At 64.7% G+C, this 20,756-nt stretch carries 25 protein-coding genes; 10 read left to right on the forward strand and 15 right to left on the reverse strand.

Annotated features, from left to right (window positions below):
* Window positions 1-103: 103 nt before the first annotated feature.
* Window positions 104-1,435 (reverse strand): Coenzyme F420 hydrogenase/dehydrogenase, beta subunit C-terminal domain, encoded by a 1,332-nt coding sequence (locus tag QZ650_RS01645; protein WP_292521836.1) that lies wholly within the window; start codon window positions 1,433-1,435, stop codon window positions 104-106.
* 92 nt (window positions 1,436-1,527) lie between these two features.
* On the opposite strand from QZ650_RS01645, the gene QZ650_RS01650 reads away from it, so the two are divergent.
* The 5 genes from QZ650_RS01650 to QZ650_RS01670 all read left to right on the forward strand — a co-directional run bounded on the left by QZ650_RS01650 (window position 1,528) and on the right by QZ650_RS01670 (window position 6,133).
* A complete protein-coding gene (locus QZ650_RS01650) occupies window positions 1,528-3,096 on the forward strand; it encodes a polysaccharide biosynthesis protein (protein WP_292521833.1) in 1,569 nt (522 codons plus the stop codon).
* A 47-nt stretch (window positions 3,097-3,143) separates the two neighbouring features.
* Window positions 3,144-4,181 (forward strand): glycosyltransferase family 2 protein, encoded by a 1,038-nt coding sequence (locus QZ650_RS01655; RefSeq protein WP_292521828.1) that lies wholly within the window; start codon window positions 3,144-3,146, stop codon window positions 4,179-4,181.
* A 76-nt stretch (window positions 4,182-4,257) separates the two neighbouring features.
* Window positions 4,258-5,463 (forward strand): NAD(P)/FAD-dependent oxidoreductase, encoded by a 1,206-nt coding sequence (locus QZ650_RS01660; protein ID WP_292521825.1) that lies wholly within the window; start codon window positions 4,258-4,260, stop codon window positions 5,461-5,463.
* 148 nt (window positions 5,464-5,611) lie between these two features.
* On the forward strand, window positions 5,612-5,887 hold the full coding sequence (locus tag QZ650_RS01665) for a pro-sigmaK processing inhibitor BofA family protein (RefSeq protein ID WP_292521822.1): 276 nt from the start codon (window positions 5,612-5,614) through the stop codon (window positions 5,885-5,887).
* A 66-nt stretch (window positions 5,888-5,953) separates the two neighbouring features.
* Complete coding sequence (locus QZ650_RS01670; protein ID WP_292521820.1) at window positions 5,954-6,133, forward strand: hypothetical protein; 180 nt, start codon at window positions 5,954-5,956, stop codon at window positions 6,131-6,133.
* A gap of 1 nt (window position 6,134) precedes the next feature.
* Here QZ650_RS01670 and QZ650_RS01675 read toward each other — a convergent pair whose 3' ends face one another.
* Window positions 6,135-7,076 (reverse strand): 2-dehydropantoate 2-reductase, encoded by a 942-nt coding sequence (locus QZ650_RS01675; protein ID WP_292521817.1) that lies wholly within the window; start codon window positions 7,074-7,076, stop codon window positions 6,135-6,137.
* A 107-nt stretch (window positions 7,077-7,183) separates the two neighbouring features.
* On the opposite strand from QZ650_RS01675, the gene QZ650_RS01680 reads away from it, so the two are divergent.
* Window positions 7,184-8,014, forward strand: a complete 831-nt coding sequence (locus QZ650_RS01680; protein ID WP_292521815.1) for a restriction endonuclease — start codon at window positions 7,184-7,186, stop codon at window positions 8,012-8,014.
* Here QZ650_RS01680 and QZ650_RS01685 read toward each other — a convergent pair whose 3' ends face one another.
* Both QZ650_RS01685 and QZ650_RS01690 read right to left on the reverse strand, forming a co-directional pair.
* Complete coding sequence (locus QZ650_RS01685) at window positions 8,015-8,929, reverse strand: metallophosphoesterase (protein ID WP_292521811.1); 915 nt, start codon at window positions 8,927-8,929, stop codon at window positions 8,015-8,017.
* 57 nt (window positions 8,930-8,986) lie between these two features.
* The gene (locus QZ650_RS01690; RefSeq protein ID WP_292521808.1) at window positions 8,987-9,652 is read right to left on the reverse strand and encodes a hypothetical protein; all 666 of its coding nucleotides are present in this window, start codon (window positions 9,650-9,652) and stop codon (window positions 8,987-8,989) included.
* 210 nt (window positions 9,653-9,862) lie between these two features.
* On the opposite strand from QZ650_RS01690, the gene eif1A reads away from it, so the two are divergent.
* A complete protein-coding gene (gene eif1A / locus QZ650_RS01695) occupies window positions 9,863-10,189 on the forward strand; it encodes a translation initiation factor eIF-1A (RefSeq protein ID WP_292522234.1) in 327 nt (108 codons plus the stop codon).
* A 90-nt stretch (window positions 10,190-10,279) separates the two neighbouring features.
* Here the strand turns inward: eif1A and QZ650_RS01700 are convergent, their stop codons facing one another.
* The 6 genes from QZ650_RS01700 to QZ650_RS01725 are packed head-to-tail and all read right to left on the reverse strand — an operon-like array spanning window position 10,280 to window position 13,979.
* Entirely contained in the window at window positions 10,280-11,050 is a 771-nt protein-coding gene (locus QZ650_RS01700) for a hypothetical protein (RefSeq protein ID WP_292521805.1), read from the reverse strand.
* 15 nt (window positions 11,051-11,065) lie between these two features.
* Window positions 11,066-11,515 carry a hypothetical protein gene (locus tag QZ650_RS01705; protein ID WP_292521802.1) on the reverse strand — a complete coding sequence of 150 codons (450 nt, stop codon included), beginning with the start codon at window positions 11,513-11,515 and terminating at the stop codon, window positions 11,066-11,068.
* A complete protein-coding gene (locus QZ650_RS01710; protein WP_292521799.1) occupies window positions 11,493-11,876 on the reverse strand; it encodes a hypothetical protein in 384 nt (127 codons plus the stop codon). Before QZ650_RS01710 ends, QZ650_RS01705 begins: the two co-directional genes overlap by 23 nt.
* Window positions 11,864-12,376: a hypothetical protein gene (locus QZ650_RS01715; RefSeq protein ID WP_292521797.1), complete on the reverse strand. Its 513-nt coding sequence runs from the start codon at window positions 12,374-12,376 to the stop codon at window positions 11,864-11,866. Before QZ650_RS01715 ends, QZ650_RS01710 begins: the two co-directional genes overlap by 13 nt.
* The gene (locus QZ650_RS01720) at window positions 12,370-13,422 is read right to left on the reverse strand and encodes a hypothetical protein (protein ID WP_292521795.1); all 1,053 of its coding nucleotides are present in this window, start codon (window positions 13,420-13,422) and stop codon (window positions 12,370-12,372) included. The genes QZ650_RS01715 and QZ650_RS01720 overlap by 7 nt, the downstream gene beginning before the upstream one ends.
* Window positions 13,419-13,979: a hypothetical protein gene (locus QZ650_RS01725; RefSeq protein ID WP_292521792.1), complete on the reverse strand. Its 561-nt coding sequence runs from the start codon at window positions 13,977-13,979 to the stop codon at window positions 13,419-13,421. The genes QZ650_RS01720 and QZ650_RS01725 overlap by 4 nt, the downstream gene beginning before the upstream one ends.
* Before the next feature lie 246 nt (window positions 13,980-14,225).
* Here QZ650_RS01725 and QZ650_RS01730 point away from each other — a divergent pair, with 246 nt between their 5' ends.
* Window positions 14,226-14,864 carry an FmdE family protein gene (locus QZ650_RS01730; protein WP_292521790.1) on the forward strand — a complete coding sequence of 213 codons (639 nt, stop codon included), beginning with the start codon at window positions 14,226-14,228 and terminating at the stop codon, window positions 14,862-14,864.
* 14 nt (window positions 14,865-14,878) lie between these two features.
* Here the strand turns inward: QZ650_RS01730 and hisG are convergent, their stop codons facing one another.
* Together hisG and QZ650_RS01740 are read right to left on the reverse strand one after the other, a co-directional pair.
* A complete protein-coding gene (hisG, locus tag QZ650_RS01735) occupies window positions 14,879-15,751 on the reverse strand; it encodes an ATP phosphoribosyltransferase (RefSeq protein ID WP_292521788.1) in 873 nt (290 codons plus the stop codon).
* Window positions 15,752-15,797: 46 nt separating this feature from the next.
* Window positions 15,798-17,060, reverse strand: a complete 1,263-nt coding sequence (locus tag QZ650_RS01740; RefSeq protein WP_292521786.1) for a DUF1015 family protein — start codon at window positions 17,058-17,060, stop codon at window positions 15,798-15,800.
* Between the two features lie 85 nt (window positions 17,061-17,145).
* On the opposite strand from QZ650_RS01740, the gene rimI reads away from it, so the two are divergent.
* The gene (gene rimI, locus QZ650_RS01745; protein ID WP_366829950.1) at window positions 17,146-17,610 is read left to right on the forward strand and encodes a ribosomal protein S18-alanine N-acetyltransferase; all 465 of its coding nucleotides are present in this window, start codon (window positions 17,146-17,148) and stop codon (window positions 17,608-17,610) included.
* Window positions 17,611-17,700: 90 nt separating this feature from the next.
* Here the strand turns inward: rimI and QZ650_RS01750 are convergent, their stop codons facing one another.
* The 3 genes from QZ650_RS01750 to hmgA all read right to left on the reverse strand — a co-directional run bounded on the left by QZ650_RS01750 (window position 17,701) and on the right by hmgA (window position 19,612).
* Entirely contained in the window at window positions 17,701-18,033 is a 333-nt protein-coding gene (locus tag QZ650_RS01750; RefSeq protein WP_292521783.1) for a DUF86 domain-containing protein, read from the reverse strand.
* Complete coding sequence (locus QZ650_RS01755) at window positions 18,030-18,332, reverse strand: nucleotidyltransferase family protein (protein ID WP_292522230.1); 303 nt, start codon at window positions 18,330-18,332, stop codon at window positions 18,030-18,032. The genes QZ650_RS01750 and QZ650_RS01755 overlap by 4 nt, the downstream gene beginning before the upstream one ends.
* A 71-nt stretch (window positions 18,333-18,403) precedes the next feature.
* Window positions 18,404-19,612, reverse strand: a complete 1,209-nt coding sequence (gene hmgA, locus QZ650_RS01760) for a hydroxymethylglutaryl-CoA reductase (NADPH) (protein ID WP_292521781.1) — start codon at window positions 19,610-19,612, stop codon at window positions 18,404-18,406.
* Window positions 19,613-19,655: 43 nt separating this feature from the next.
* Here hmgA and QZ650_RS01765 point away from each other — a divergent pair, with 43 nt between their 5' ends.
* Entirely contained in the window at window positions 19,656-20,579 is a 924-nt protein-coding gene (locus QZ650_RS01765) for a class I SAM-dependent methyltransferase family protein (protein WP_292521779.1), read from the forward strand.
* Window positions 20,580-20,756 lie beyond the last annotated feature (177 nt).

The following is a 20,756-nucleotide window of genomic DNA, read 5'->3' on the forward strand; positions in this document are numbered from 1 at the left end:
GGTGAAGTGCTCCCGGAGGATCACCGTCGTCCCCCGGACGATCGCCTCGCACCCCCGGTTCTCGTAGGGCCCGTTCCCGGCCAGGATGAAGAAGGGTCGTCCGTCATCCATCCCGACCACCCCGGATGGATTGGAGAGCCCGTAGAGGAGACCCGATCACCCGTGCCGCCCGCCGAACGGTCGCGAGGTGCTCAAGGTCCGGCCGCATCGCCGCCCGGAGGTCTGCCCCGGTCCCCGGGTGCTCGCGGCTCAAGACCCGCATCCGATCTTTTACAGCGACCTCCGCCCGGAGGAACGGGCTCTTCGGCCGTGCCGGCGCCACCCGCTTCCTCGGCGCCCGCTCCCCGTCGAGGTAGAGCCGATACGCGAGATGCTCGCGTTTGGCCGCGACGACCCCGGCCTGGCTCCGGACCACCTCCCGAACCGGGATCGGGTCGAGGGCGATCCCCTGCTCAAGGATCTCCCGGACCAGGGGCGACCTGACCAGCACGAGGCTCGTCCCCCGGCCGTCCTCCGAGTACTCCGGGAGCCAGGCATCCATACAGGTGACGTCCGCACACTCGGCAAAGATGTCGTCGCAGTAGTTGCAGGCCTTGGGCGTGAACCACCGGTTCGTCCAGGCCTCGCTGATCCCCCTGGTCCAGGAGATCCTCTCTTCCCCGCCGTCCGCGGTCGTGAAGACGTAATGGTAATCGCCCGCCGGCCGGTCCGGGTTCTTCGCCCGGTAGCGGACCCCCGTCACCTCCCCCTGCACCCCGGCGAGGGCGGCGACGTACTCCGTGAACCGCCTGCTCTTCAACTGCCCGCAGACGAGGCCGAGCGTAACAGCGATCCGCTCCCGGAGTTTCTTGTTCCGCTGCTGGCCAAGCCGGATCGCCTTGATGAAACAGGGGAGGCCGGTGACGGCGTAGCGCCCCGGGACCGCGAGGACCTCCCGGATGACCCCCGAGACCTCCACCGGGTAGTAGGCCGACCCGGCCCCGGTCCGGACCGCCTCCGCGGTATCAAAGACCCGGAAGGCGAAGAGTTTCTCCGGGTCGCCGGTGGGGGCGACGCAGATGGCGCGGTCGACGATCCCTTCGCGGAGGAGCGCCTCCAAAAGCCAGGTCGCCACCCCCCCCGAAGCCCCCGCCGCCCGGTGCTCCTCCGCGTAGCCGACAGAGGAAGCGAGGTAGTAGCCGGTCTCGGGACGGTGCCGGATCCCGGGGACTGCCCCATACAGCCGCTCGGCGATCGTATCCTCGTCCTCGCCCGGGTCCGCAAACGGGCAGACTTTTTCGCAGAGGCCGCACGCCGTGGTGCAGGGTGAGACCGCGACCGGGTTGTACTCCCCGTAGCGGTTCCATTCCATCGCAAGGACGCCTTCCGGGCAGAGGGCGGCGCAGAGGCCGCAGCCGATGCAGGGGTCGAGACCGGTTCCGCCGTGGGATCCCATAACCGGCCCCCATATACGAGCATGGGATGTTATTCCTTTTGCTGCCGGACATCCCGTCAACCCATATATACGCCGAGGTGGTATGGGTGCACGTGCCCACCGAGATATCCGGCCCGCCGGAGTTCAAAAAAGAGTTCTCGCGCAACCTCACCTCGAATTTTGTCCTCTTCATAGTGAGCATTCTCGTCGGCCTGCTGGTCGTCCCGTTCTACATCGATACCCTCGGCCTTGCGGCATACGGCATCATCCCGCTGGCGACCTCGTTCACGAATTACGTGGTGCTCGTCCTCGAATCCCTGAACGCAGCAATATCGCGTTTTCTCACCATCCATCTCCAGCAATCCGATCTCGCCGGCGTAACCCGGATCTTTAACACCGCACTCATCACGATCATGGCGTTCGTCCTGCTGCTCGCCCCGGTTGCCGTGGTGATTGCGTGGTTCACGCCGGATCTCTTCAATATCGCGGATCTTGAGCGGGAGAGCGTATTCCTCCTCTTTGCGCTGGTCTTCCTCTCATCCCTCATCACGGCGCTCCGGAGCCCCTTCTCCGCCGTGATGTACGCGTTAAACAAGATCCACTACATCAACTACATCACCCTCGTCTACACCCTGGCATCGATCGGGATCATCGTGGCGTTCTTCACCGTCGAGACGCCTTCCGTCTACTACGTCGGGCTCGCCTACTTCCTCGCCGCGACCCTCTCGCTCGTCCTGACCGTCCTCGTCTCGCGGGCCGTCTACAACAAGATCCCGATATCCCTCTCCTGCTTCTCACGAGAGCGGTTCAATGAGATCACCGGGCTCGCCCGGTGGATCCTCGTCGACCAGATCGGGACGCTTCTTCTGCTGCAGCTCTCGCTCATCATCGTCAACCGGGAGTTCGGGACCGCGGCAGGCGGGGAGTACGCCATGGTCGTCATCTTCTTCAACCTTCTCTGGTCGATCACGGGCCTGATCACGTCGGTCCTCAGCCCGATGTACTACACCTACTACGCCCGGCGCCACTTTGCCACAATCCACGACCTCTCGGTCGTATCCGTCAAGTGCGTCGGCCTGGTGATGGCCCTTCCCATCGCGCTCATCTCCCTCTTCTCCCCCCAGCTCCTCACCATCTGGGTGGGCGAGGAGTTTGCCCATCTCTCGCTGCTGATGTGGGCGCTGCTCATACCGTTGACGACGATTGTGGCCGTCCGGCCGCTCATACTCAGTTATGCGGCCTACAACCGGGTCCGGGTCCCCGCAATCGCCACGATCGCCGCCGGGCTCCTCAACCTCGTCCTTGCAGTGGCCCTGCCGCATACCTCCGGGCTGGGTATGTACGGCGTCGCGTTTGCGTTTGTTCTTGCCCTCTGGCTCCGCAACGTCGTCTTCGTCCCCTGGTATGCGGCGCGGGTCCAGGGGGTCTCCCCGGCGGTCTTCTACGGCCCGGCCGTCCCCGGCACCCTCGCCTACATCGCGCTGGTCGCCGTCAGCTACCCGCTGATATCCGTTCTTGCGGTCCCTGCGTCGGTGGTGGATATCGCGCTCGTAGCGGGGGCGATATCCCTCGTCTACATCGCGATCGTCGCCCGCGTCATCCTGACCGGGCCGGAGCGGGACCTCATCCGCTCGATCCTGCCGTCCCCCGTCTCACAGAGGGTCCCGTCATGGCTGCTCTGAGACGTAAACCATTAACTACTTCTGCCGTATAAGGGCCGATCGCGGCCATGCGATCGTTTGAAGAAGGAAAAGTCAGCATCCTCACCCCGTGCTATAACGGCGAAGCGTTCCTGGACCGGTACTTCGCCGCAGTATGCGGGCAGACCTACGACGCGGTGGAACTTATCGTCGTCAACGACTGCAGCACCGACGATACGGAAGCGATCTGTTCGGCCTGGAGGCCGAAAGTCGAAGGCCGGGGGTATGCCTTCCGGTATATACCGTTAGACGTCAACCGGGGAGCCGCAGGCGCGATCAATGCGGGACTGCCGTATGTGACGGGGGAGTTCCTCATCTGGCCGGACTGTGACGACACCCTCATGCCGGGGTCCATAGCAGAGCGGGTCGGGTTCCTCCAAAGCCACCCCGGGTACGCTATGGTGCGCTCGGACTACGCGGCAGTCCGCGCCGAGAACCCCGACGTTGTCGTCGAGTACGGCTCCGACTGGGCCGATCTCGGGAGCGAGGATATCTTTGAGGACCTGATCTTTGAGAGGACCTTCTGTACGGGAGGGTGCTACATGGTCCGCTCCCGGGTGTTCTTTGAGCGGATCCCGGCGGGCGGGATCTACTGGGAGAACCGTGGCGGGCAGAACTGGCAGTTGCTGCTCCCCTGCGCCTACAAAAACCGGACGGGGTATATCGACAAACCGTTATACACGTATTACATCCGCCCGGAGAGCCACTCCCACCGGATTGACGGGGACGAGTACTCCGGTCTGAGAAAGAAGACCCTCCTTCTGCACGAGATCCAGCGCCAGGTCATCAACGGGTTCCACCTCCTCTCCGACGACGAGAAGGCCGGGTACCTTGCCCGGATCGATCGCCGCTACTGCATGAAGAGGCTCAACCTTGCGCTCCGGTATAACCGGTTCGGTGACGCAACGGCGGAGATGCAGGCACTGGAGCGGATGCGGGCCGATCCCGGGATTGCACGGCGGGTGCTCTACCGGCTATGCAGGATCGGCGCCTCCGGCGGCATCCTGAAGGGCCATTCGTTCTTCTACAACCTCACGAACCGCCCACGTACCGGCTCCCGGGGATAGGCCGCCGCCCGCACCCCAACGCTGATGCTCCCCGGAAGAGCACGTATACCCGGGTTATGCCGTGGCCAGCAGTATCGTGGTAATCGGGGGAGGGCCCGCGGGGCTCTTCTGCGCCCTGCGGGCGGCAGGGGAAGGGCGGCAGGTGGTCGTCTACGAGAAGAAACCCGCCCCGGGGCGAAAACTCCTGGTCGCCGGGTCCGGGCAGTGCAACATCACCCACGACGAGGAGATCGCCAACTTCCTCTCCCACTACGGCGAGCACGGGAAGTTTCTCCGGCCCGCGCTGATGAACTTCACCAACCGCGACCTTATCGCCTTCTTCGCCGACCGCGGGCTCGCCATGCAGACCGAGCCCGGGGGGAAGGTCTTCCCGGAGACCCGGCGGTCCGCCGACGTCCTTGCGATCCTTCTTGCCGAATGCGCCGCCCGCGGTGTGGAAATCCGGTGCAATGACCCCGTCCAGGACGTCGAGCGCGACGCCGCCGGGTTCCTGGTCACGGCCGAGACCGGGACCGTCCGGGCCGACGTCCTGGTCATCGCGACCGGCGGGGCCTCCTACCCCGCCACCGGCTCGACCGGGGACGGCTACGCCTTCGCCCGGGCCCTCGGGCAGCCGACGACGGAGGTCGCCCCGGCGCTTGCCCCCGTCTACCCTGCGGACTACCCGTTCGCCGACCTCGCCGGGGTATCGTTTCAGGGGATCACCCTCACCCTCTACCGGGACAAAAGACGGGTCGCCCGGCAGATCGGCGACCTCCTCCTGACGCATACCGGGCTCTCGGGGCCGGGAATCCTCGACCTCTCCCGCGCCGTCCGCCCCGGCGACGTCCTCCGGGTGACGTTCCTCCCCGAAGCGACCGCGGAGGCGGCGCGGGACCGGGTCACCGCCGCGATCGCCGCGGGCGGGGCCCGGCAGGTCAAGACCGTCCTCGCCGACTTCCCTCTCCCCGAACGGTTCGTCCGGCGGCTCCTCGACCTCGCCGGCGTTCCGCCGGGAGAGACCGCCGCCCAGATCAAGAAGCAGGCCCGGACCGCCGTCGCGGCCGCCATAGCGGAGTTCCCGTTCACCGTGGCCCGGGTCGGCGGGTTCAACGAAGCGATGGCGACCCGGGGCGGCGTCGCCCTCTCCGGGATCAACCCAAAGACCATGGCGTCAAAGACCGTGCCCGGCCTCTACTGTATCGGCGAACTCCTCGATATCGACGGGGATACCGGGGGCTACAACCTCCAGGCCGCCTTCTCCACCGCGGCCCTCGCCGCCCGGGACATAACCTCCCGGTAACCTTTATTTTACCGCTCACGGGGAGATCCATCTCTTCTGGTGCGCCAGGGCCGGGAACGGAGTCTCTCTCCAGCCGATCGTTGGGGTGCCGGGCTACGTCTGAGCGGCCCGCGGGAAGGTTCAATACGCGGTGCGTCAAACGGGCAGTATGAGCTTACTCACCGGACTGCTCGCCCTGATCCTGGTGATCGCTATCGCCTACGTCCTCTACAAGGTCGTCAAAAGCGTCACCGGCCTCATCATCAACGCCGTTGTGGGCGTGATCCTGCTCTGGCTCATCAACCTCCTCAACCTGATGAGCCTCTTCGGCCGGCCGGATATCCCGATCAACCTGATCACCGTCCTGATCTGCGCCGTCGGCGGGATCTTCGGCGTCATTCTGACGGTGGTGCTCCACCTCGTCGGTATATCCCTGGCGATCTAACGGGCACCCCCCCTTCTTTTGGAGAACGCAGCAACGTTCATATTCCCTGGCCGAAAATATCAGGACATGGATGAGTACGGCCCCGGCATCGTCGGCGAGGTCCGGTTCGCCCGCCAGGACGGCGGCTACTATGTGCAGCTCTACGACCGGGAAGGGAACGTTGTCGGCAAGACCGGGCTCTGGAGGACCGAGGCGAAGGCGCGGGAGGCGGCCCGGCGGCTCGCGGAGAAACTGGCCGGGAAGTGATTCACCGGGCTGCGGGGTGCCTTTCCGCGTAGCGGACGAGCCCGGCGATGCATTGGTTGTGGGGCGTCGCGATACCGTGGCGCTCCCCGAGGCGGGCGACGTAGCCGTTGAGGAGATCGATCTCCGTCCGCCGGCCCTGCCGGAGGTCGTAGTACATCGAGGGGTAGACCGCGGCAAAGTCCGGCACCTGGACGCGGAAGAGGTAGTCGAGGTAGCCGTCGGCGGTCGCCCAGGGGAGCCGGACCCCCTCGGCGGCGGCGACGGCATATGTCTCGCGGATGAGGGCGGTGACGGTCTCGCGGATATCCGGATCGGCGGCGACCCCGACCGGCGAGCGGAGGAGGGCGCAGATCGGGTTCACCGCGATGTTGAGGAGGGCTTTCGTCCACTTGCCCGACCGGATATCGGGATCGGCCTCGACCGCGATCCCGGCGGATTGGACGATCGCGATCAGGCGGTCGAGAGCGGTGCCGTCGCCGGACCAGATCCCGAGGCGCATCGGGGCGCTCTCGCTCTGGACCCGGACGTGCCCCGGCCCCACGACCGAGAAGTTCGTCGTCACCGTCCCGCCGATGACGGTCGGGGTGCACGCCGCCAGGATCTCCTCGTTCCCGATCCCGTTCTGGAGGCTTGCCGTCGGCCGGCCCCGGATCGCCCCGGCATACTCCCGGGAGATCGCGTGGGTATCGGTGCCCTTTGCGGTGACGATGACGAAGTCGACCGCGGGCGGGACCCCGTCCGGCCCCGTGACGGGGACGAGCTCCCTGACCGTGCCGTCCCCCCAGACCCCCTCCATCACGAGCCCGCGCTCGCGGATCGCGTCCGCGTGCACCGGGCGGCAGGCCGCGTAGACCGTTGCGACGCGGGCAAGCCTCCCGGCGAGGGCGAGGCCGACCGCTCCTGCGCCGAGGACCAGGATGACCGGGGGTTGTCGTGATTCCATTGCTCGCTGTCCATGTTGGATGCAGGGGCTGATAAGGGTGCGGCATCCAGGTGAACGCCATTCTGGAGCGAACGCTTTTTTCCTCCGGCGCCGAGCTACCGTACCTGATGAAGCACGTCACGAAGGCCGACGGCACCCGGCAGCGGTTCGACCGGAGAAAGGTGCGGCGGACGCTTGAGAACCTGGGCCTCACTCCCGGGGACGCCGACCGGATCGCCGGCGAGGTCGAGGAGGCGGTGCCGGACAACATCGCGACCGCGGCGGTGCTCCGTATGATCCGGACCCGGGCCCGGGCCGTCCGCCCCGCCGTCGCCCACCGGACGAACCTCAGGAGAGCCCTCGCGCTGCTCCGCCCCAAACCGGAGTTCGAGGAGTTCGTCCGGGTCCTCCTCCGGGAACACGGCTATCGGGTCCAGACCGGGTGCGTCCTTGCCGGCCGGTGCGGGGAGCACGAGGTGGACGGCATCGCCACCCGGGACGGCGCCACCATCTTTGTCGAGGTGAAGCACCACGCGAGCCCTCACCGGATGACCGGGCTTGACGAAGGGCGGATCGCCCGGGCGATCGTCGAGGACCTCCAGGAGGGGTTCCGGTCCGGCCGGTGCGTCGTCTCGATCGACGGCGCCCTGATCGTCTGCAACACCAAACTCTCGGAGCACGCGAAGCGCTACGCCACCTGCCGGGGGATCGAGCATATCGGGTGGGACTACCCGGCGGAGAGAAACCTCCGGACGATGATCGAGGCGACGCAGGCCTACCCGGTCACGATCGTCGCCGGGGTGAGCCGGGCGGAGACCGCGAGGCTTGCCGCCGCCGGGATCCTCACGGCAAAACAGGTTGCTTACGGCGACGCCGGGACGATCGCCCGCGATTCGGGGATACCCCTCCGGGAAGTCCTCCTGATCGCCGGGCGGGCGCGGACGATCCTGGAACCCTGATCAACCGATTGCCCGGAGCTGCTCTTCTGTCGGGTTGATGAGGACGATCTCGGGCCGGCAGTTGAACCGGAGGTCCACCCCGGCAAGGCTCGCGCTGCAGATCCCGCGGGAGACATACGTCGGTGTCTTCCCGTCGGCATCAAACATCCCGGCGAGTTCGATGACGCCGAGATCGTTTAACTGCGCAATGACCGGGAAGAGGAACTGGCCGCCGTGGGTGTGGCCGGCGAGGATGAGGTCGGCGTCCCAGTCCGCCCGGCAGGAGGGTTCGTGGATGAGGTAGAGAGTGAAGGCGTCCGTCTCCGGCACCGCGGGCGGGTCGGCCATCCCGGCCCAGCCGTCGTCGATCCCGACGACGACGATCTCGTCGTCCCCGACCGGGATTTTGGCATAGTCGTTCCTGAGGACATGGACCCCGTTCTCCTCCAGGGCCGCGGCGAGACCGTCGGCAAACGCGATGTCGGCGGAGCCGTCGTTCAGGCCCGAGACGTCGTAGCCGGCGGTGGTGACGTTCGCCGACGTCGAGACGGCAAGCATCCTCTCAACACCGCCTGTGCCGTCGATCCCCACCCGGTAGTCGTGGTTCCCGAGGACGGCGTAGGCCGGTGCGTCGAGCGACCGCCAGACCTCCTGGGCGGCGAAGTCCTCCTCCTCGCCGGTGACGAAGTCGCCGCCGATCAGGACGAGCGAGGGGTTGAGGCGGTTGACCTCGTCGATCACGCCAGCGACGTGGTCGATGTTCGATGCCTGGACGTGAGGGTCGGTGATGTAGACGACACCCTCGGGCGCTCCGTCGATCGTGAGGACGGTCACATCGACCGCCCGTGCCTCCCATGCCATGTAGCCGGTCATGGACGGGAGCAGAATGAGCAGGAAGAGTGCCAGGTGTCGTGTGCTGGGGGCCTTCAAGGTCACTGCCTTTTATTCAACCTCATGAATAATATAGGATTCGGCGGCCGGGGTCGGGCCGGATCACCGGCTCCTGGCCAGATCGACCGGCTCGCCCACGATATCGGCCGGTTCCGTCGTGGAGGACGGGTCGGCGAAGAACCGGATAAACCGATCCCTCTCCTCCTTGGCGAGGGTGATGGCGGCGAAGCCTGCCACGATCACGGCCCCGACGAGGTCCATGACAAGGTCCATCATCGTGTCGGCGTTCCCGTGCTGGAGGTCCGTGGCGAAGAGCTCGTCGGCCGCAAACTCGTAGATCTCCCAGATCGCCCCTGCCGCGAGGGTGGAGACCAGGATGAAGACGATGATCGCCGTCCGGGTCAGCCGGACGTCGCCCTGGTGCTCGGCAAGGACCGCGAGGAAGAAGGCGATGAGCGCGACGGTGGCCGAGGAGACGAGATGGGTCAGTTTGTCGTAGTAGGGCGCGAGGGTGACGTAGTACTCCCCGACGTGTCCCATGACGTGGAGGTAGAGGGAGACGGCGACGAAGAGGTTGACCTCCCAGGGGAGGCAGAGGCGCAGGTTACGGGTCATCAGGGTGGGCGCCATCGTCAGGAGGAAGGCGATGCCCGCCGAGAACCCGAGGAAGTACTCCCCGGCCACGATGCTGGAGGCTACGGCGAGGAGGATGAGCCCCTGGATGAGGTAGGTGATGTAGACCCCGCGTGACGGGGATGGGCAGGCCATGGCCATCCTGAGAAATGGTTCCCCGGATACATAATCGTCCCGGTGGCGGCCGGCACGCCCGGTCGTTCCGTGAGGGGCCCCCTTCCCCTGGTGCCGGGCGGCCCCCCGGGGAGACCGGGCTCAACCGGCGCGGGAGAATAGTTGATAAGCTAGCAGTTGTATAAATTTGACACACAAACGACCAAGACGCTGGAGCATGGGGTTGATGAACTGACAGATCCTACTAAGCGCAAACCCGAATCCGATGGAGGAGGAGCGGGGGAAGAAGTTATCCGCGTGCGCCTGCCGAACAAGAGGAACCGGGAGATGTTCGGAAGCGCCGAACTGATGCTGGGCGCAAACCATATCAGGATCCGCTGCTTCGACGGGGTGACGCGCACCGGGCGGATCAAGGGAAAGATCAAGAAGAAGGTCTGGATCCGGGAAGGCGATGTCCTGGTCGTCGTTCCCTGGAACTTCCAGGACGAGAAGTGCGATATCGTCTACCGCTACACGAGACCCCAGGTGGAGTGGCTCCGGAAGAACCGGTACCTCTGATATCCTTTTTTACAGTACGCCTCATCACGCAACCGGCCTCCAGCGGCAGGGGCGCCGCTCGCCGGGGTGAGGTTTGGGTTAAAAAAAGGGTTAAATGCCGTAGATTTTGATGGTATATACTTTTATGACGAGTTTATCGACGTCGTTTTGCTGGTATTGGTTGTCGGCGATCCTCTGCATCCCGACCGAGCTCCCGGTCAGGTAGTTCTCCCACGCCACGGAAAGGTCGTTATCGCTATCCGGCCCGTACGTCACCCTGACCGGATCGGTAGGTGTGTAAACGGACGTGGTTGTGCCCTCAAGGCTCATCCTCACCGCCCCCATCCCGGACTTCGCCATCGGCTCGTCGGCAGTGATCTTCATGATGTAGACGACGAGTGTTGTCTTATTCGTATCCGGGTCGCGATCGTGGAACCACCGCGGCTCGGCGAGCATCGCCGACCCCGGCGCCCCTTCCTGGCGTGTCATCACCGCGCCGTTCTCAAGCGTGATCACCTCGGTCCCGCGGTCGGAGCGGTAGCGCAACCCGCCGATGCTAAGTGGCCCGGAATCGTATGTCCCATCGGGAGTTGATGTCTCGATCGTGAAGTAGGCTTCAGAATCGCTGGCGTTGACAACCGCCAGAGTCCCCCCGCTCACCTGGAGCGTCGTCTCCTTGTAGGGGACGTTCTTGAAGCAGAGGCTCTTCATATCGTTCTGGATGACGATCATCGCCCGCTCCATGTTCTTGACGTCGGTGTTGCTCTGCTCCTTGACGAGCACCGGGTAGCCGTAGAGCGTGACGAGCCCGATGCCGCTGATGACGATCCCGAGGATCAGGATGAACCCGATCGCCTCCGAGACCGCTTTATCATTCATCATCACGGTTCTCTCCTCCTAAAACCCCTTTGAGTCATACTGGATCATGTTCCACCCCGCGCCGGTGGTGTTGCCGACGACACCCTTCGTCGCGCCGATGCCTGCGATCGCGACCCGGCTCCGGATGCTGCCGCCGTAGACCTCAATCGCCTGGCTTGCCCCCGTCATCCCCACGTCCACGAAGTAATCCCTCCCGGCGACCTCGTCGGGGATGTCGAACTTCGTGGCGATCGTCCCGTTGCCGGGCGCAATCACGTAGAGGTCGACGATCCGGGTGCTGACCCCGTTCCCGATATCCACGAAGGCGTGGTAACGGAGTTTGTTCGCCGGCCCTTCCATGATGGTGGCGTTGATGGTGACCATCATGACGATCATCAGCACGAGCAGCACGCCGGTGATGATGATGTACTCCATAAGCCGGGTGACCCCCTCGTCGTTCATCGGTTCAGTAATACACGGTTTCATCATACTCCGTCACCCCGTTGTTGTAGTGGATGGTCACCGGACGGAGCAGGCGGCCGGAGACATTCTGCGGTGCACCTGCTGAGAAACTGACGACGGCATTCTTCCGTTCGAGGGAGATTGCGGTGATATCCTGGCGAACTGCCCGACTACTGAGATTATCAGCATTGCCAAAACGGTCAACGTAGTCGAAGACCGCCGCCCGCAGGTCCCGGATGTCATTCTTCGGGAACTCAAGCACCCCCTCCGCGGTCGTCTGCCCGACGAGCGCCGACTGGTTGATGATCAGCGCAAGGAAGAAGAGCCCGACCGCAACGAGGAGCCCCATCAGGACGATCCACTGCCCGTCCTCGTTCATGCACGCCATAAGAGCACCTCCACGAGGACGGCCTGGGTACGGGAGTCAACGTCTCCTACCGAAAGATTCGATGGTTTTCCTGACACCTGGACCCACCGAGTAACCCGGACAGCGTTTTCACGCCCGGTTGTGAAGTCCTCCTCATCGAGAGCATACGATTTGACCGTATTACTCTCCTGGTCCCGGTAATACACGTAAGCGTTCATCTTGAGGTCGTCGTCGGAGCCTGCCCGCATATTGCAATACTTGCAAAATGCTGCTCTGAACCCAGATCTATCCGTGGTAGAAATGCACGTTACGAGGTCGCTTTTTGCATCCCCGTGAGCATCCCGCGTATCCATCATCGCGAGGACGTCGCTGCCGAGCTGCTCAAGCTGCATATCCGGGATGTGCGTATCGCCGGTGGTGTAGATGCTCGTCGTGCTGACGACGATGTACGCGGTCAGGAGCATGATGACCCCGGCCGCGACCCCCTCCATCGTGTAGAGCTGCCCCCCCTCGTTCACCATATCGCCACCTCCAGGACGGCCGGCTGAAGGGCCGGGAGGGCGACGTTCGTTGTGTTGTAATCATAGTGGTGGATGCCCGTGATGTTGGTGTGCGGGGTCTCATCCTCGAACGTAAACCGGATATCCAGGATGCTGTTCTGGTCCAGGGTGAACTGCGAGGTCGCGGCCGGTTTCAGCACCAGGGATATGCTGGAGTTGACCGGTGCGCCCGGTGCGAGGCTGCGCGGGAATCCGTCGGTGTGCAGGGTGTAGAGATCCCCGTTCTCCTCGTCGTACGAGAACGGGATCCGGGTGAACCGGGCGTTCGGCCTCGTCGGGTCTTTCTTCCAGAACGTCACGTTCTGGAGGGTCGCACCGGAGGAATCGGTGCAGTATTGGGTAAAATCAATATTCACCCTCACCGGCTCGGTCCTCGGGTCGATCCGGTAGGCCGGGTCCCGCTCCGGGTCCAGCAGTTCGCCAAAGTCGAGCTGGACGGTGAAGTTCCTCACCGTGGCGTTCCATTCCGGGGCCCCCGGGTTGGGTATGGCGTACTGCGACGCGAAACGGCCATCGATATTCGCCACTCCCGGCTCCTTGATCTTCACCACCCGGCGGATGTAGCCGTAGCCGGGGGGGAGGGGGTCGCCGGTCTGCTCCACCTCGTATCCCCAGGGATGCGAGATATTGAGCGAGAAGTTGTAGGAGTAGGGAATGTCGCCGAAGATCGCCTTGCTGCGATAATCGTCCGGTGCAAACGTCGCATCAAAAAATCGGTCGACCTTCGTCGAGAGGAGGATGTTCGGCGTCTCCTTCGAGACCGCAAGCCCCATCCGCTCGATATCGTCCGGGTCGGCGTTCATCTCCCAGGGCGGGTAGACCGGCCAGCCCGGGTCCTCGACGAGGATCACCCCCGTCCGGTAGGCGACCGCGTCGTAGTCGATGCCGCTGCTCCCGAGCCCGGCGAGGAGCCCCGGGACCATGCTCACCACCATGATCAGGGCGAGCATGAAGATCGTGAACCCGGCGAGGAAGTCAAGCGACATCACCCCGTCGTCCGCCCTCATCCGATCACCTCCCCGGTATCCGCCCGGAACAGGAGGGTCTCCATCCCGGTGTCCGAGCGGACGGTGACGGTGTAGGTCCCCTCCCCGAGTGCGAGGTCGACCGTATCCGCACCGAGGCGCTCCATCACGGGGGCGAGCACCCCGTTCTCCGCCGCGAGAAGGGCCTCAGGGGAGAGGACCTCGTCGAGGAGCACCTCCTCCGCGGGCAGGGGAGCCCGGAGCGAGATCTCCTTCCAGCCTGATATGCCGAAGGTCAGCCAGCGCACCTCCTCCCCGTCCCGGAGCCCGAGGGCCCAGGATGCGGCCCGGCCGTCAAGGTCCACCCCGGTCCCGAGCACCTGGTGCACCGTTGTGCCGGTGATGTTGAGGCCGCCCTCGGCCCCGAGGAGCTCGAGTTCCCCAAGAGCCCCGGCGAGGGTCGCGGCCTGCGGCGGTTCCGGATCGATGGGGGTGATCCCGCCGCCCGACGGCGGCGAAGCCTCACCAAGACAACCGCACACGGTGCAGAAGATACAGACAGCGGCAAAAAGGGCCAGAACGCTCCCCGGGACTCTCATGTAAAGCAGTCATTATACACGATGGTGTATAAATAACCACCCCTCAGGCGTCTTCAAAGATTTGCTCTTTTCGCCGGATACTGGAAACGTGCAGATACCCGGCGGCAAAAATATTTCGCTCATGGTGCGGGTTCGCAGACCGGAGTGTTCTGGCCCTTATAGGCACGGGCGACCGGCCCGCGGCCCCCGGCACCCTATCGTAATATTTATTTGCACATTTGTAACAATACCTCATAAGGTAAACATATGTGTGATACCATACCCGGAAGATCGGGAGACAACCACGACCGGTTCGCCGAGGCCGTCGCCTTCCACGGCCACGTCTGCCCCGGGCTTGCGACGGGCTACCGGGCCGCCGAGGTCGCCCTCGCACGCCTCCGCTCCGGCCGGTCAGAGGACGAAGAACTCGTCGTCATCACCGAGACCGATGCCTGCGGCGTCGACGCCATCCAGGTCCTCACCGGCTGCACCGCCGGCAAAGGAAACCTCTTCTTCAGAGACTACGGGAAGCACGCCTTCACGTTCATCAACCGTAAGACCGGCAAGGCCGTCCGGGTGGCGGCGAACCCCTCGTTCGATATCGATGCCCTCGACCCTGATCTCGCGCCGCTCCGGGCCCGGGTGATGCAGGGCCGGGCAACCGACGAGGAGCACGCCGCGTTCCACGAGCGGGTCCACCGGGTCGTCGACGCCATCCTTGAGACGCCCGCAGAGACCCTCTTCACGATCCGGGACGTCGATGTCGAGATCCCCGAGCGGGCCCGGATCTTCCGGTCGGTCCCGTGCGCAGCATGCGGCGAGATGACCGCCGAGTCTCGCGTCAGGGTCGAGGACGGGAAGTTCGTCTGCTACGCCTGCTCAAGGGAGTACGCCCGCCGCTGGTGAGGGGCTCTCGGCCCTCACCGCACGATCTTCGCGATCGGGATCTCGAGGATATCCTCGGCCCCCGCGGCCTTGAGCTGCGGGATGAGCCCGTTCACGAGCCCTTTTTGGACCACCGTCTGGATGCTGAAGTAATTGATGCCGTGCAGCCTGCCGACGGTGGGCTTCTTCATCGCCGGGAGGACCTCGATGACGCGGTCGAGCGCCGTTGCGGGCACGTTCATCGTCAGGAGCACCTGGTGGCGCGCCTCGATCACCCCGAGGAGGAGGGTCACGATCTCGTCGATCTCCCGGCGCTTCTCGGGGTCCATGAGGGAGTCGCGGTTCGCGAGCAGCGCGGTGTGCGACTCCATGATCTGGCCAATGATCTTCAACCCGTTCTTCTTGAGCGTGCTCCCGGTCTCCGTGAGGTCGACGACGACGTCCATCAGGTCGGGCACCTTCGCCTCGGATGCCCCGTAGGAGGGAAAGAGCCTGACCGGGACTCGGAGGTCCGCAAAGAACCGTTCCGTGAGCCGGGGATACTCGGTCGTCACCCGGCTGCCCGGACGGATGGCGGCGACGTTCTCGATAGGCTCGTCGCGGTGGACCGCAACCACGATCTTGACGTTCCCGTCGCCGGTCTTGCTGTAGGAGAGGTTCGCGACCTCGACGACATCGGCGCCGCTCTCCTGCACCCAGTCCAGCCCCGATATCCCGATATCGAAGTAGCCCATCTGGACGTAGAGCGGGATCTCCTGCGGCCGGAGGATCTTCACCTTCCCGACCCGGGGATCGTTGATCCGGGGGTTGTAGTCGCGGTCGGTCCGCCGGACCTCGAGGTCCGCCTCCTTGAAGAGCTGGAGCGTCTGGGCTTCAAGGCTCCCTTTCGGGAGCGCAATCGTGATCATACGTGATGATCGGGCAAAAAGAGGGTTAAAGATGATGATCTGAATTTCAGTCGATCGTGTGGATGACCAGCCCCGAGAGGAGTTTCGGCTCGAACCAGGTGGACTTCGGGGGCATCACCCCGTCCGCATCCGCGATCGAGAGCACCGTCTCGACCCGGACCGGCTGCATCGCTATCGCGAGGGCGTACTCGCCGGCGTCCACGAGCTTCTCAAGGGCGCTGAGGGGTTTTGCCCCGCCCATGTAATGAAGCCGGGGGTCGCCCCGGGGATCGGTGATCCCGAGCATCCCCTCGAGGACCTCTTTTTGCAGCACCGAGACATCGAGCGACCCGATCAGGTCGGTGGGGTCGGCGACCGGCCGGGAGACCTCGTACCAGGTCCCCTGGAGATAGAAGTGCATGACGTGGATCGGCGCATCGCCGGCTGCAAGCGGCGGGATCTGGTAGCCGGAGGCGTCGACCTTCCCGTAGGGCCGGACATCCCAGCCCGCGGTGAGGAGTGCGTCGATGAGGCCCGGGAGGGTGTAGTTCCCGAGGTCCGTGACGAGCCGGCTGTAGCCGTGGATCCGGACCCGGTCGTGGGCGAAGAGGACCACCATGAACTTCCCGGTCTCCTCGGTGAACCGTCCCTCGTTCCGGCGGCGCTCGGCCACGTTCACCGCCGACTTGGCCCGGTGGTGCCCGTCCGCGATGTAGACCGCGGGGACGGTCGCAAAGAGTTCCTCAAGGCGGGAGAGCGTCCCTTCGTCGGTGACCCGGTAGACCTCATGGAGCACGCCCGACCCGGTCGTGGTGCTCCCGTCGGGCTCCGCGGTCCCCATGAGAGAATGGACGTAGGAGAAGACCTCGCCGGGATCGCGGTAGAGCAGGAAGACGAGACCGGTGTTCGCGCCGACGACGTCGATGTGCCGGGTCCGGTCCTCCTCCTTGTCGTAGCGGGTGAGCTCGTGCCGCCGGATTGTCCGGTTCTCGTAGTCCTCTGTCCCGACGCAGCAGACCAGCCCGACGAACTCCTCGCCGTCCTGGACGGCCCGGTAGACATACATCCCGGGCTCGGGGTCCTGCTGGAGCCGGCCGTCCTCGAGCATACCGAGGAAGACCTCCCGCGCCCGCTGGTAGACGCGGTCGTCGTTCGGGGGAAGGTCGGGGAGTTCGGCGTCGGGCCGGCTGACCCGCAGGAAACTCTGGGGATTCTTCTCGATACACTCCCGGGCCTCCGCTGCCGTCACCACATCATAGGGCACGGAGGGGATCTTCTCGAAGTACTGCCGCTCCGGACGGACTGCCGCAAAACGATATACCTGGACCATAGAAACCGCCACTCGTATGTGCCTACTATTTTGTCCCCTGACACTATATTAGGTAGGGCGCTCCACAAGGGAGAGGCCGGTAACTATGATGCCGCTTCAGTTTACCATTCACCGGGCACAGCCCGTAGATATTCCGCAGATAGTTGCCATCGAGCGGGCGGCGTTCGTCGACCCCTGGGACGAGAGGACGATCCGGGAAGCGCTCGCGTTCTACCCCGAGACGTTCTTTGTGGCGAGAAACAGCGGGGACCTGGCGGGGTTCGTCGCCGGGGGCCTTGAGGATACCGGCGAAGAACTTTACGGGCATATCATGAACCTCGCGGTCGCCCCGGAGTACCGCCGCCGGGGGGTGGGGCAGCACCTCATCCGCCGCCTGGAGCAGGAGTATGCCATCCTCGGCGCGAGCGGGGTGCAGCTCGAGGTCCGGGTGACGAACACCGGGGCGCAGGAGTTCTACCGCCGCCTCGGCTACCAGGAGGTCTTCCAGATCGCCGCCTACTATGCGAACGAGGAGGACGCCCTGGTTATGATGAAGTGGTTCAGGTTCTAGGGCTCGACGGTTCGTAGAACCAGGGCACGGGAACCGGAACGGCGGGGCGTGAGTGTTTGGTAGAAAGGAGCTGGAGCTATCGCTCCAGGCTCACTCCCCCTGGATCTTGGACAGAATCTGATTTTTCAGGTTCGGGAGATCGTGTTCGACCACGCTCCAAACAGCATCGCGGTCGATCCCGAAATAATGGTGGATGAGGATGTTCCTCATCCCGATGATCTCCGACCACGGAATACCCGGGTTTTTGGCTCTAAACTCTGAAGAGACACCCCGTACAGCTTCTCCGATGATCTGAAGGTGATAGATTATCCAGACCTGTGCCATCTCATTATTGTAGAAGTACTCGCGGCCTCGAGCTGCTACTCGCTCAATCCGTCTGATAGATTCGAGAATATCCAGCAGCCGTTCGCGATCGTCTCTCATAGCGGCCGCGCTTCCCGTAAGACCCTCGATCGGATCCGCTCCCGGAGTCCCGCTTCGGTCACGACATCGACCGGGCGCCCAAGAAGGTGCGATAGATCCATCGCAAGGCCCCCCAGGTCAAGGAGGCTCCGGCCGGGCTCGAGATCGACCAGGAGATCGATGTCGCTATCTTCCCGGGCCTCGTTTCGTGCCACAGAGCCGAATATCCGGATGTTCTTTGCGCCCCTCTTTTTCGCTAGAGCGAGGATCTCGTCCCGCTTCTGGACGAGATGGGTATAGATATCGGCTCCCGGGTTCATGCTCAAGTATGTAATTACGTTGATGTCGCGCCTTAAATGTTATCGTGGGCCCGGATCCCGGGCCGGTCCCGTCACCCCCGCCCGTGCTCCTGGTGGGCCCGGGCGAGGTGCTGGGCCGCGAGGGCGCCGAGGAGGGAGAGTTCGCCGGCGAGGACCCCGGCGGCGACGATCTCGGCAAACGCCTTCGCGTGGGCTCCCGGCGGGTCCCCGCCCCCGGCGACCCCGAGCATCGCGAGGCACTCCTGCTGGGTATCGACCCCCGTTCCGCCGCCGACCGTCCCGACGGGGAGTGACGGAAGGGTGACCGAGACGTAGACCCCGCCGTCCACCCGGTCGACGGTGGTGAGGGCGGTGCTCCCCTCGACGACGTGGGCGGGGTCCTGCCCGCAGGCGATGAACGTGGCGGCGACGACGTTTGCCGCCTGGGCGTTGAACCCGAACGAGGCCGCCCGCGCCGAGCCCACCAGGTTTTTGCGGTAGTTGACCTCCGCGAGGGTCTCCGCGTCGGTCTTCAGGAGGTCGGCGACCATCTCATCGGTGAGCCGCACCCCCGCGACCACGGTCTTCCCCCGGCCACGGACCAGATTGATCGCCGCGGGTTTCTTGTCGGTGCACATGTTCCCGGAGTTGGCGACGAGACGGGCCCCGGTCTCCCGCTCGATGAACTCCCCTACCTTCTGGCCTGCGATCGTCACCATGTTCATGCCCATGGCGTCCTTGGTGTCGAACTCGAGCCGGACGAAGACGTTTGTGCCCGCAACGTAGGTCCCTGCTTCGAGGAACTTGCCGTGTTTTGTGGTGCTCTCGGCAGTCTCGCGGATCTCCGCAGTGTGGCTCTCCACCCAGGCCGCCACGTCGTGGGCGTGGCCGACGTCGCGGGCGGCAAAGACCGGAGCCCGGGTCATCCCGTCCCGCATGATCCGCACATCCGCACCCCCGGCCCGGGTGATGAGCGAGCAGCCGCGGTTCACCGAGGCGACGAGCGCCCCCTCGGTCGTCGCGAGGGGGAGGTAGTAGGACCCGTCGGCGTACTCGCCCTTCACCCGGAGCGGCCCCGCGACACCGAGCGGCACCTGGACCGTCCCGATCATGTTCTCGATGTTGCGCTTCACGACCCGGTCGATCCCGATCGTAAACGACCCGACCTTCGGGAGCGGGGTGCCGGTCTCGCCCTCGATGAACGTCCGCCGCACCCGGACCGCCTCCTCCGGCGGGAGCTCTTTTTCGAGCGCATAGAGTTTGAGGGAGCCGTCTTTCAGTCTCCCGATGTAATCATCCATGAATAGTATGAGATCCCATACCTAAAGATGGCTGGTGGTCAGTGTGCGAGGGAAACAGTGGTGCCTTGCGGTGCCGAGACGAGAGGCTGAAGAGACGCGGCGCCGGCTGCTTGAGGAGGGGCTCCTCGACCGGCGCTATAAGCCGCGCCCGGAAGGAGACGCCATCCTCCTCCCGGTGACCGAGGAGGTCCCCGGGGCCGTCCGGTGCGAGTTCGAGGCGGTGCCGGAACCGGTCGTTCTCCCCCGCCACGAGCTCGTCGGCGGGATCGCCATCATGCAGGAGAACGATCCTGCAGGCGCAGAGCGGCTGCTCGCCTCCCGGCCGTCGCTTGCGACGGTCCTCTTCCCCGAGACGGCTGTCGAGGGTGAGTACCGCACCCGCCGGTTCGCCGTCCTCGCCGGGGCCCCCACCACCCGGACCCGGGTGACGGAGTACGGGCTCTCCTTCGACGTGGACCTCGCCCACGCCTACTTCTCCGCCCGGCTCTCGACCGAGCGGCAGCGGGTCCTTCGCGCGATGGGAGAGGGAGAGCGGGTGCTTGATATGTTCGCCGGCGTCGGGCCGTTTGCGATCACCCTCGCCAGGAAGGCCGCCCTCGTCGTCGCCGCGGACCTCAACCCCGCCGCGGTCCACCTCCTGATCGAGAACATCGCGCTCAACCGCACCGGAAACGTCATCCCGATGCTCGCGGACGCCGCCCGCCTCCCCCGGCTCGGATTCGCACCCTTCGACCGGATCGTCATGAACCTCCCCCTCGCCGCGCCGGAGTTCCTCCCGGCGGCCGCCGCCCTCTGCCGGGACGGCGGGACGATCCACCTTTACGCCCTCGAGGAGGAGGAGGGCGAGTATCTCCCCCGGATCCGGGAGGTCACGCAGGGCGAGGTCGTCGAGCGGGAGGTCCGGACCTACTCGCCGGGGAAGTGGCATGCGGTGTATGATGTTGTGGTGGAGAAAGAGGAGATGTGAGGGGTTTAGCGGCCTGAAAATTGGGTTTTATCCCCGAAATTGAATCTTTTTATCCGAGGAAAATTCGCGTCTGCGGATTTCCGTTGAGGGCTGTGTATCTAGCAGTATTCGAGATTTTGCTCATCTAGGCCTATTGATCTCCTGTGGCCTCACCTGATACGGACCTGACACGGATTC

This window comes from Methanoculleus sp., assembly GCF_020696975.1.
GTDB lineage: Archaea > Halobacteriota > Methanomicrobia > Methanomicrobiales > Methanoculleaceae > Methanoculleus.

Excerpts from the sequence above, each read along its gene's own strand:
- QZ650_RS01690 (WP_292521808.1), bottom strand. The coding sequence starts at position 9,652 with ATGGCCTGCCCATCCCCGTCACGCGGGGTCTACATCACCTACCTCATC.
- QZ650_RS01665 (WP_292521822.1), top strand. The coding sequence starts at position 5,612 with ATGAGCTTACTCACCGGACTGCTCGCCCTGATCCTGGTGATCGCTATC.
- QZ650_RS01705 (WP_292521802.1), bottom strand. The coding sequence starts at position 11,515 with ATGATGAAACCGTGTATTACTGAACCGATGAACGACGAGGGGGTCACC.
- QZ650_RS01680 (WP_292521815.1), top strand. The coding sequence starts at position 7,184 with ATGAAGCACGTCACGAAGGCCGACGGCACCCGGCAGCGGTTCGACCGG.
- QZ650_RS01750 (WP_292521783.1), bottom strand. The coding sequence starts at position 18,033 with ATGAGAGACGATCGCGAACGGCTGCTGGATATTCTCGAATCTATCAGA.
- QZ650_RS01755 (WP_292522230.1), bottom strand. The coding sequence starts at position 18,332 with ATGAACCCGGGAGCCGATATCTATACCCATCTCGTCCAGAAGCGGGAC.
- QZ650_RS01670 (WP_292521820.1), top strand. The coding sequence starts at position 5,954 with ATGGATGAGTACGGCCCCGGCATCGTCGGCGAGGTCCGGTTCGCCCGC.
- hisG (WP_292521788.1), bottom strand. The coding sequence starts at position 15,751 with ATGATCACGATTGCGCTCCCGAAAGGGAGCCTTGAAGCCCAGACGCTC.
- QZ650_RS01725 (WP_292521792.1), bottom strand. The coding sequence starts at position 13,979 with ATGAGAGTCCCGGGGAGCGTTCTGGCCCTTTTTGCCGCTGTCTGTATC.
- QZ650_RS01720 (WP_292521795.1), bottom strand. The coding sequence starts at position 13,422 with ATGAGGGCGGACGACGGGGTGATGTCGCTTGACTTCCTCGCCGGGTTC.
- QZ650_RS01645 (WP_292521836.1), bottom strand. The coding sequence starts at position 1,435 with ATGGGATCCCACGGCGGAACCGGTCTCGACCCCTGCATCGGCTGCGGC.
- QZ650_RS01715 (WP_292521797.1), bottom strand. The coding sequence starts at position 12,376 with ATGGTGAACGAGGGGGGGCAGCTCTACACGATGGAGGGGGTCGCGGCC.
- QZ650_RS01740 (WP_292521786.1), bottom strand. The coding sequence starts at position 17,060 with ATGGTCCAGGTATATCGTTTTGCGGCAGTCCGTCCGGAGCGGCAGTAC.
- QZ650_RS01675 (WP_292521817.1), bottom strand. The coding sequence starts at position 7,076 with ATGGAATCACGACAACCCCCGGTCATCCTGGTCCTCGGCGCAGGAGCG.
- hmgA (WP_292521781.1), bottom strand. The coding sequence starts at position 19,612 with ATGGATGATTACATCGGGAGACTGAAAGACGGCTCCCTCAAACTCTAT.
- rimI (WP_366829950.1), top strand. The coding sequence starts at position 17,146 with ATGATGCCGCTTCAGTTTACCATTCACCGGGCACAGCCCGTAGATATT.
- QZ650_RS01730 (WP_292521790.1), top strand. The coding sequence starts at position 14,226 with ATGTGTGATACCATACCCGGAAGATCGGGAGACAACCACGACCGGTTC.
- QZ650_RS01700 (WP_292521805.1), bottom strand. The coding sequence starts at position 11,050 with ATGATGAATGATAAAGCGGTCTCGGAGGCGATCGGGTTCATCCTGATC.
- QZ650_RS01710 (WP_292521799.1), bottom strand. The coding sequence starts at position 11,876 with ATGGCGTGCATGAACGAGGACGGGCAGTGGATCGTCCTGATGGGGCTC.
- QZ650_RS01655 (WP_292521828.1), top strand. The coding sequence starts at position 3,144 with ATGCGATCGTTTGAAGAAGGAAAAGTCAGCATCCTCACCCCGTGCTAT.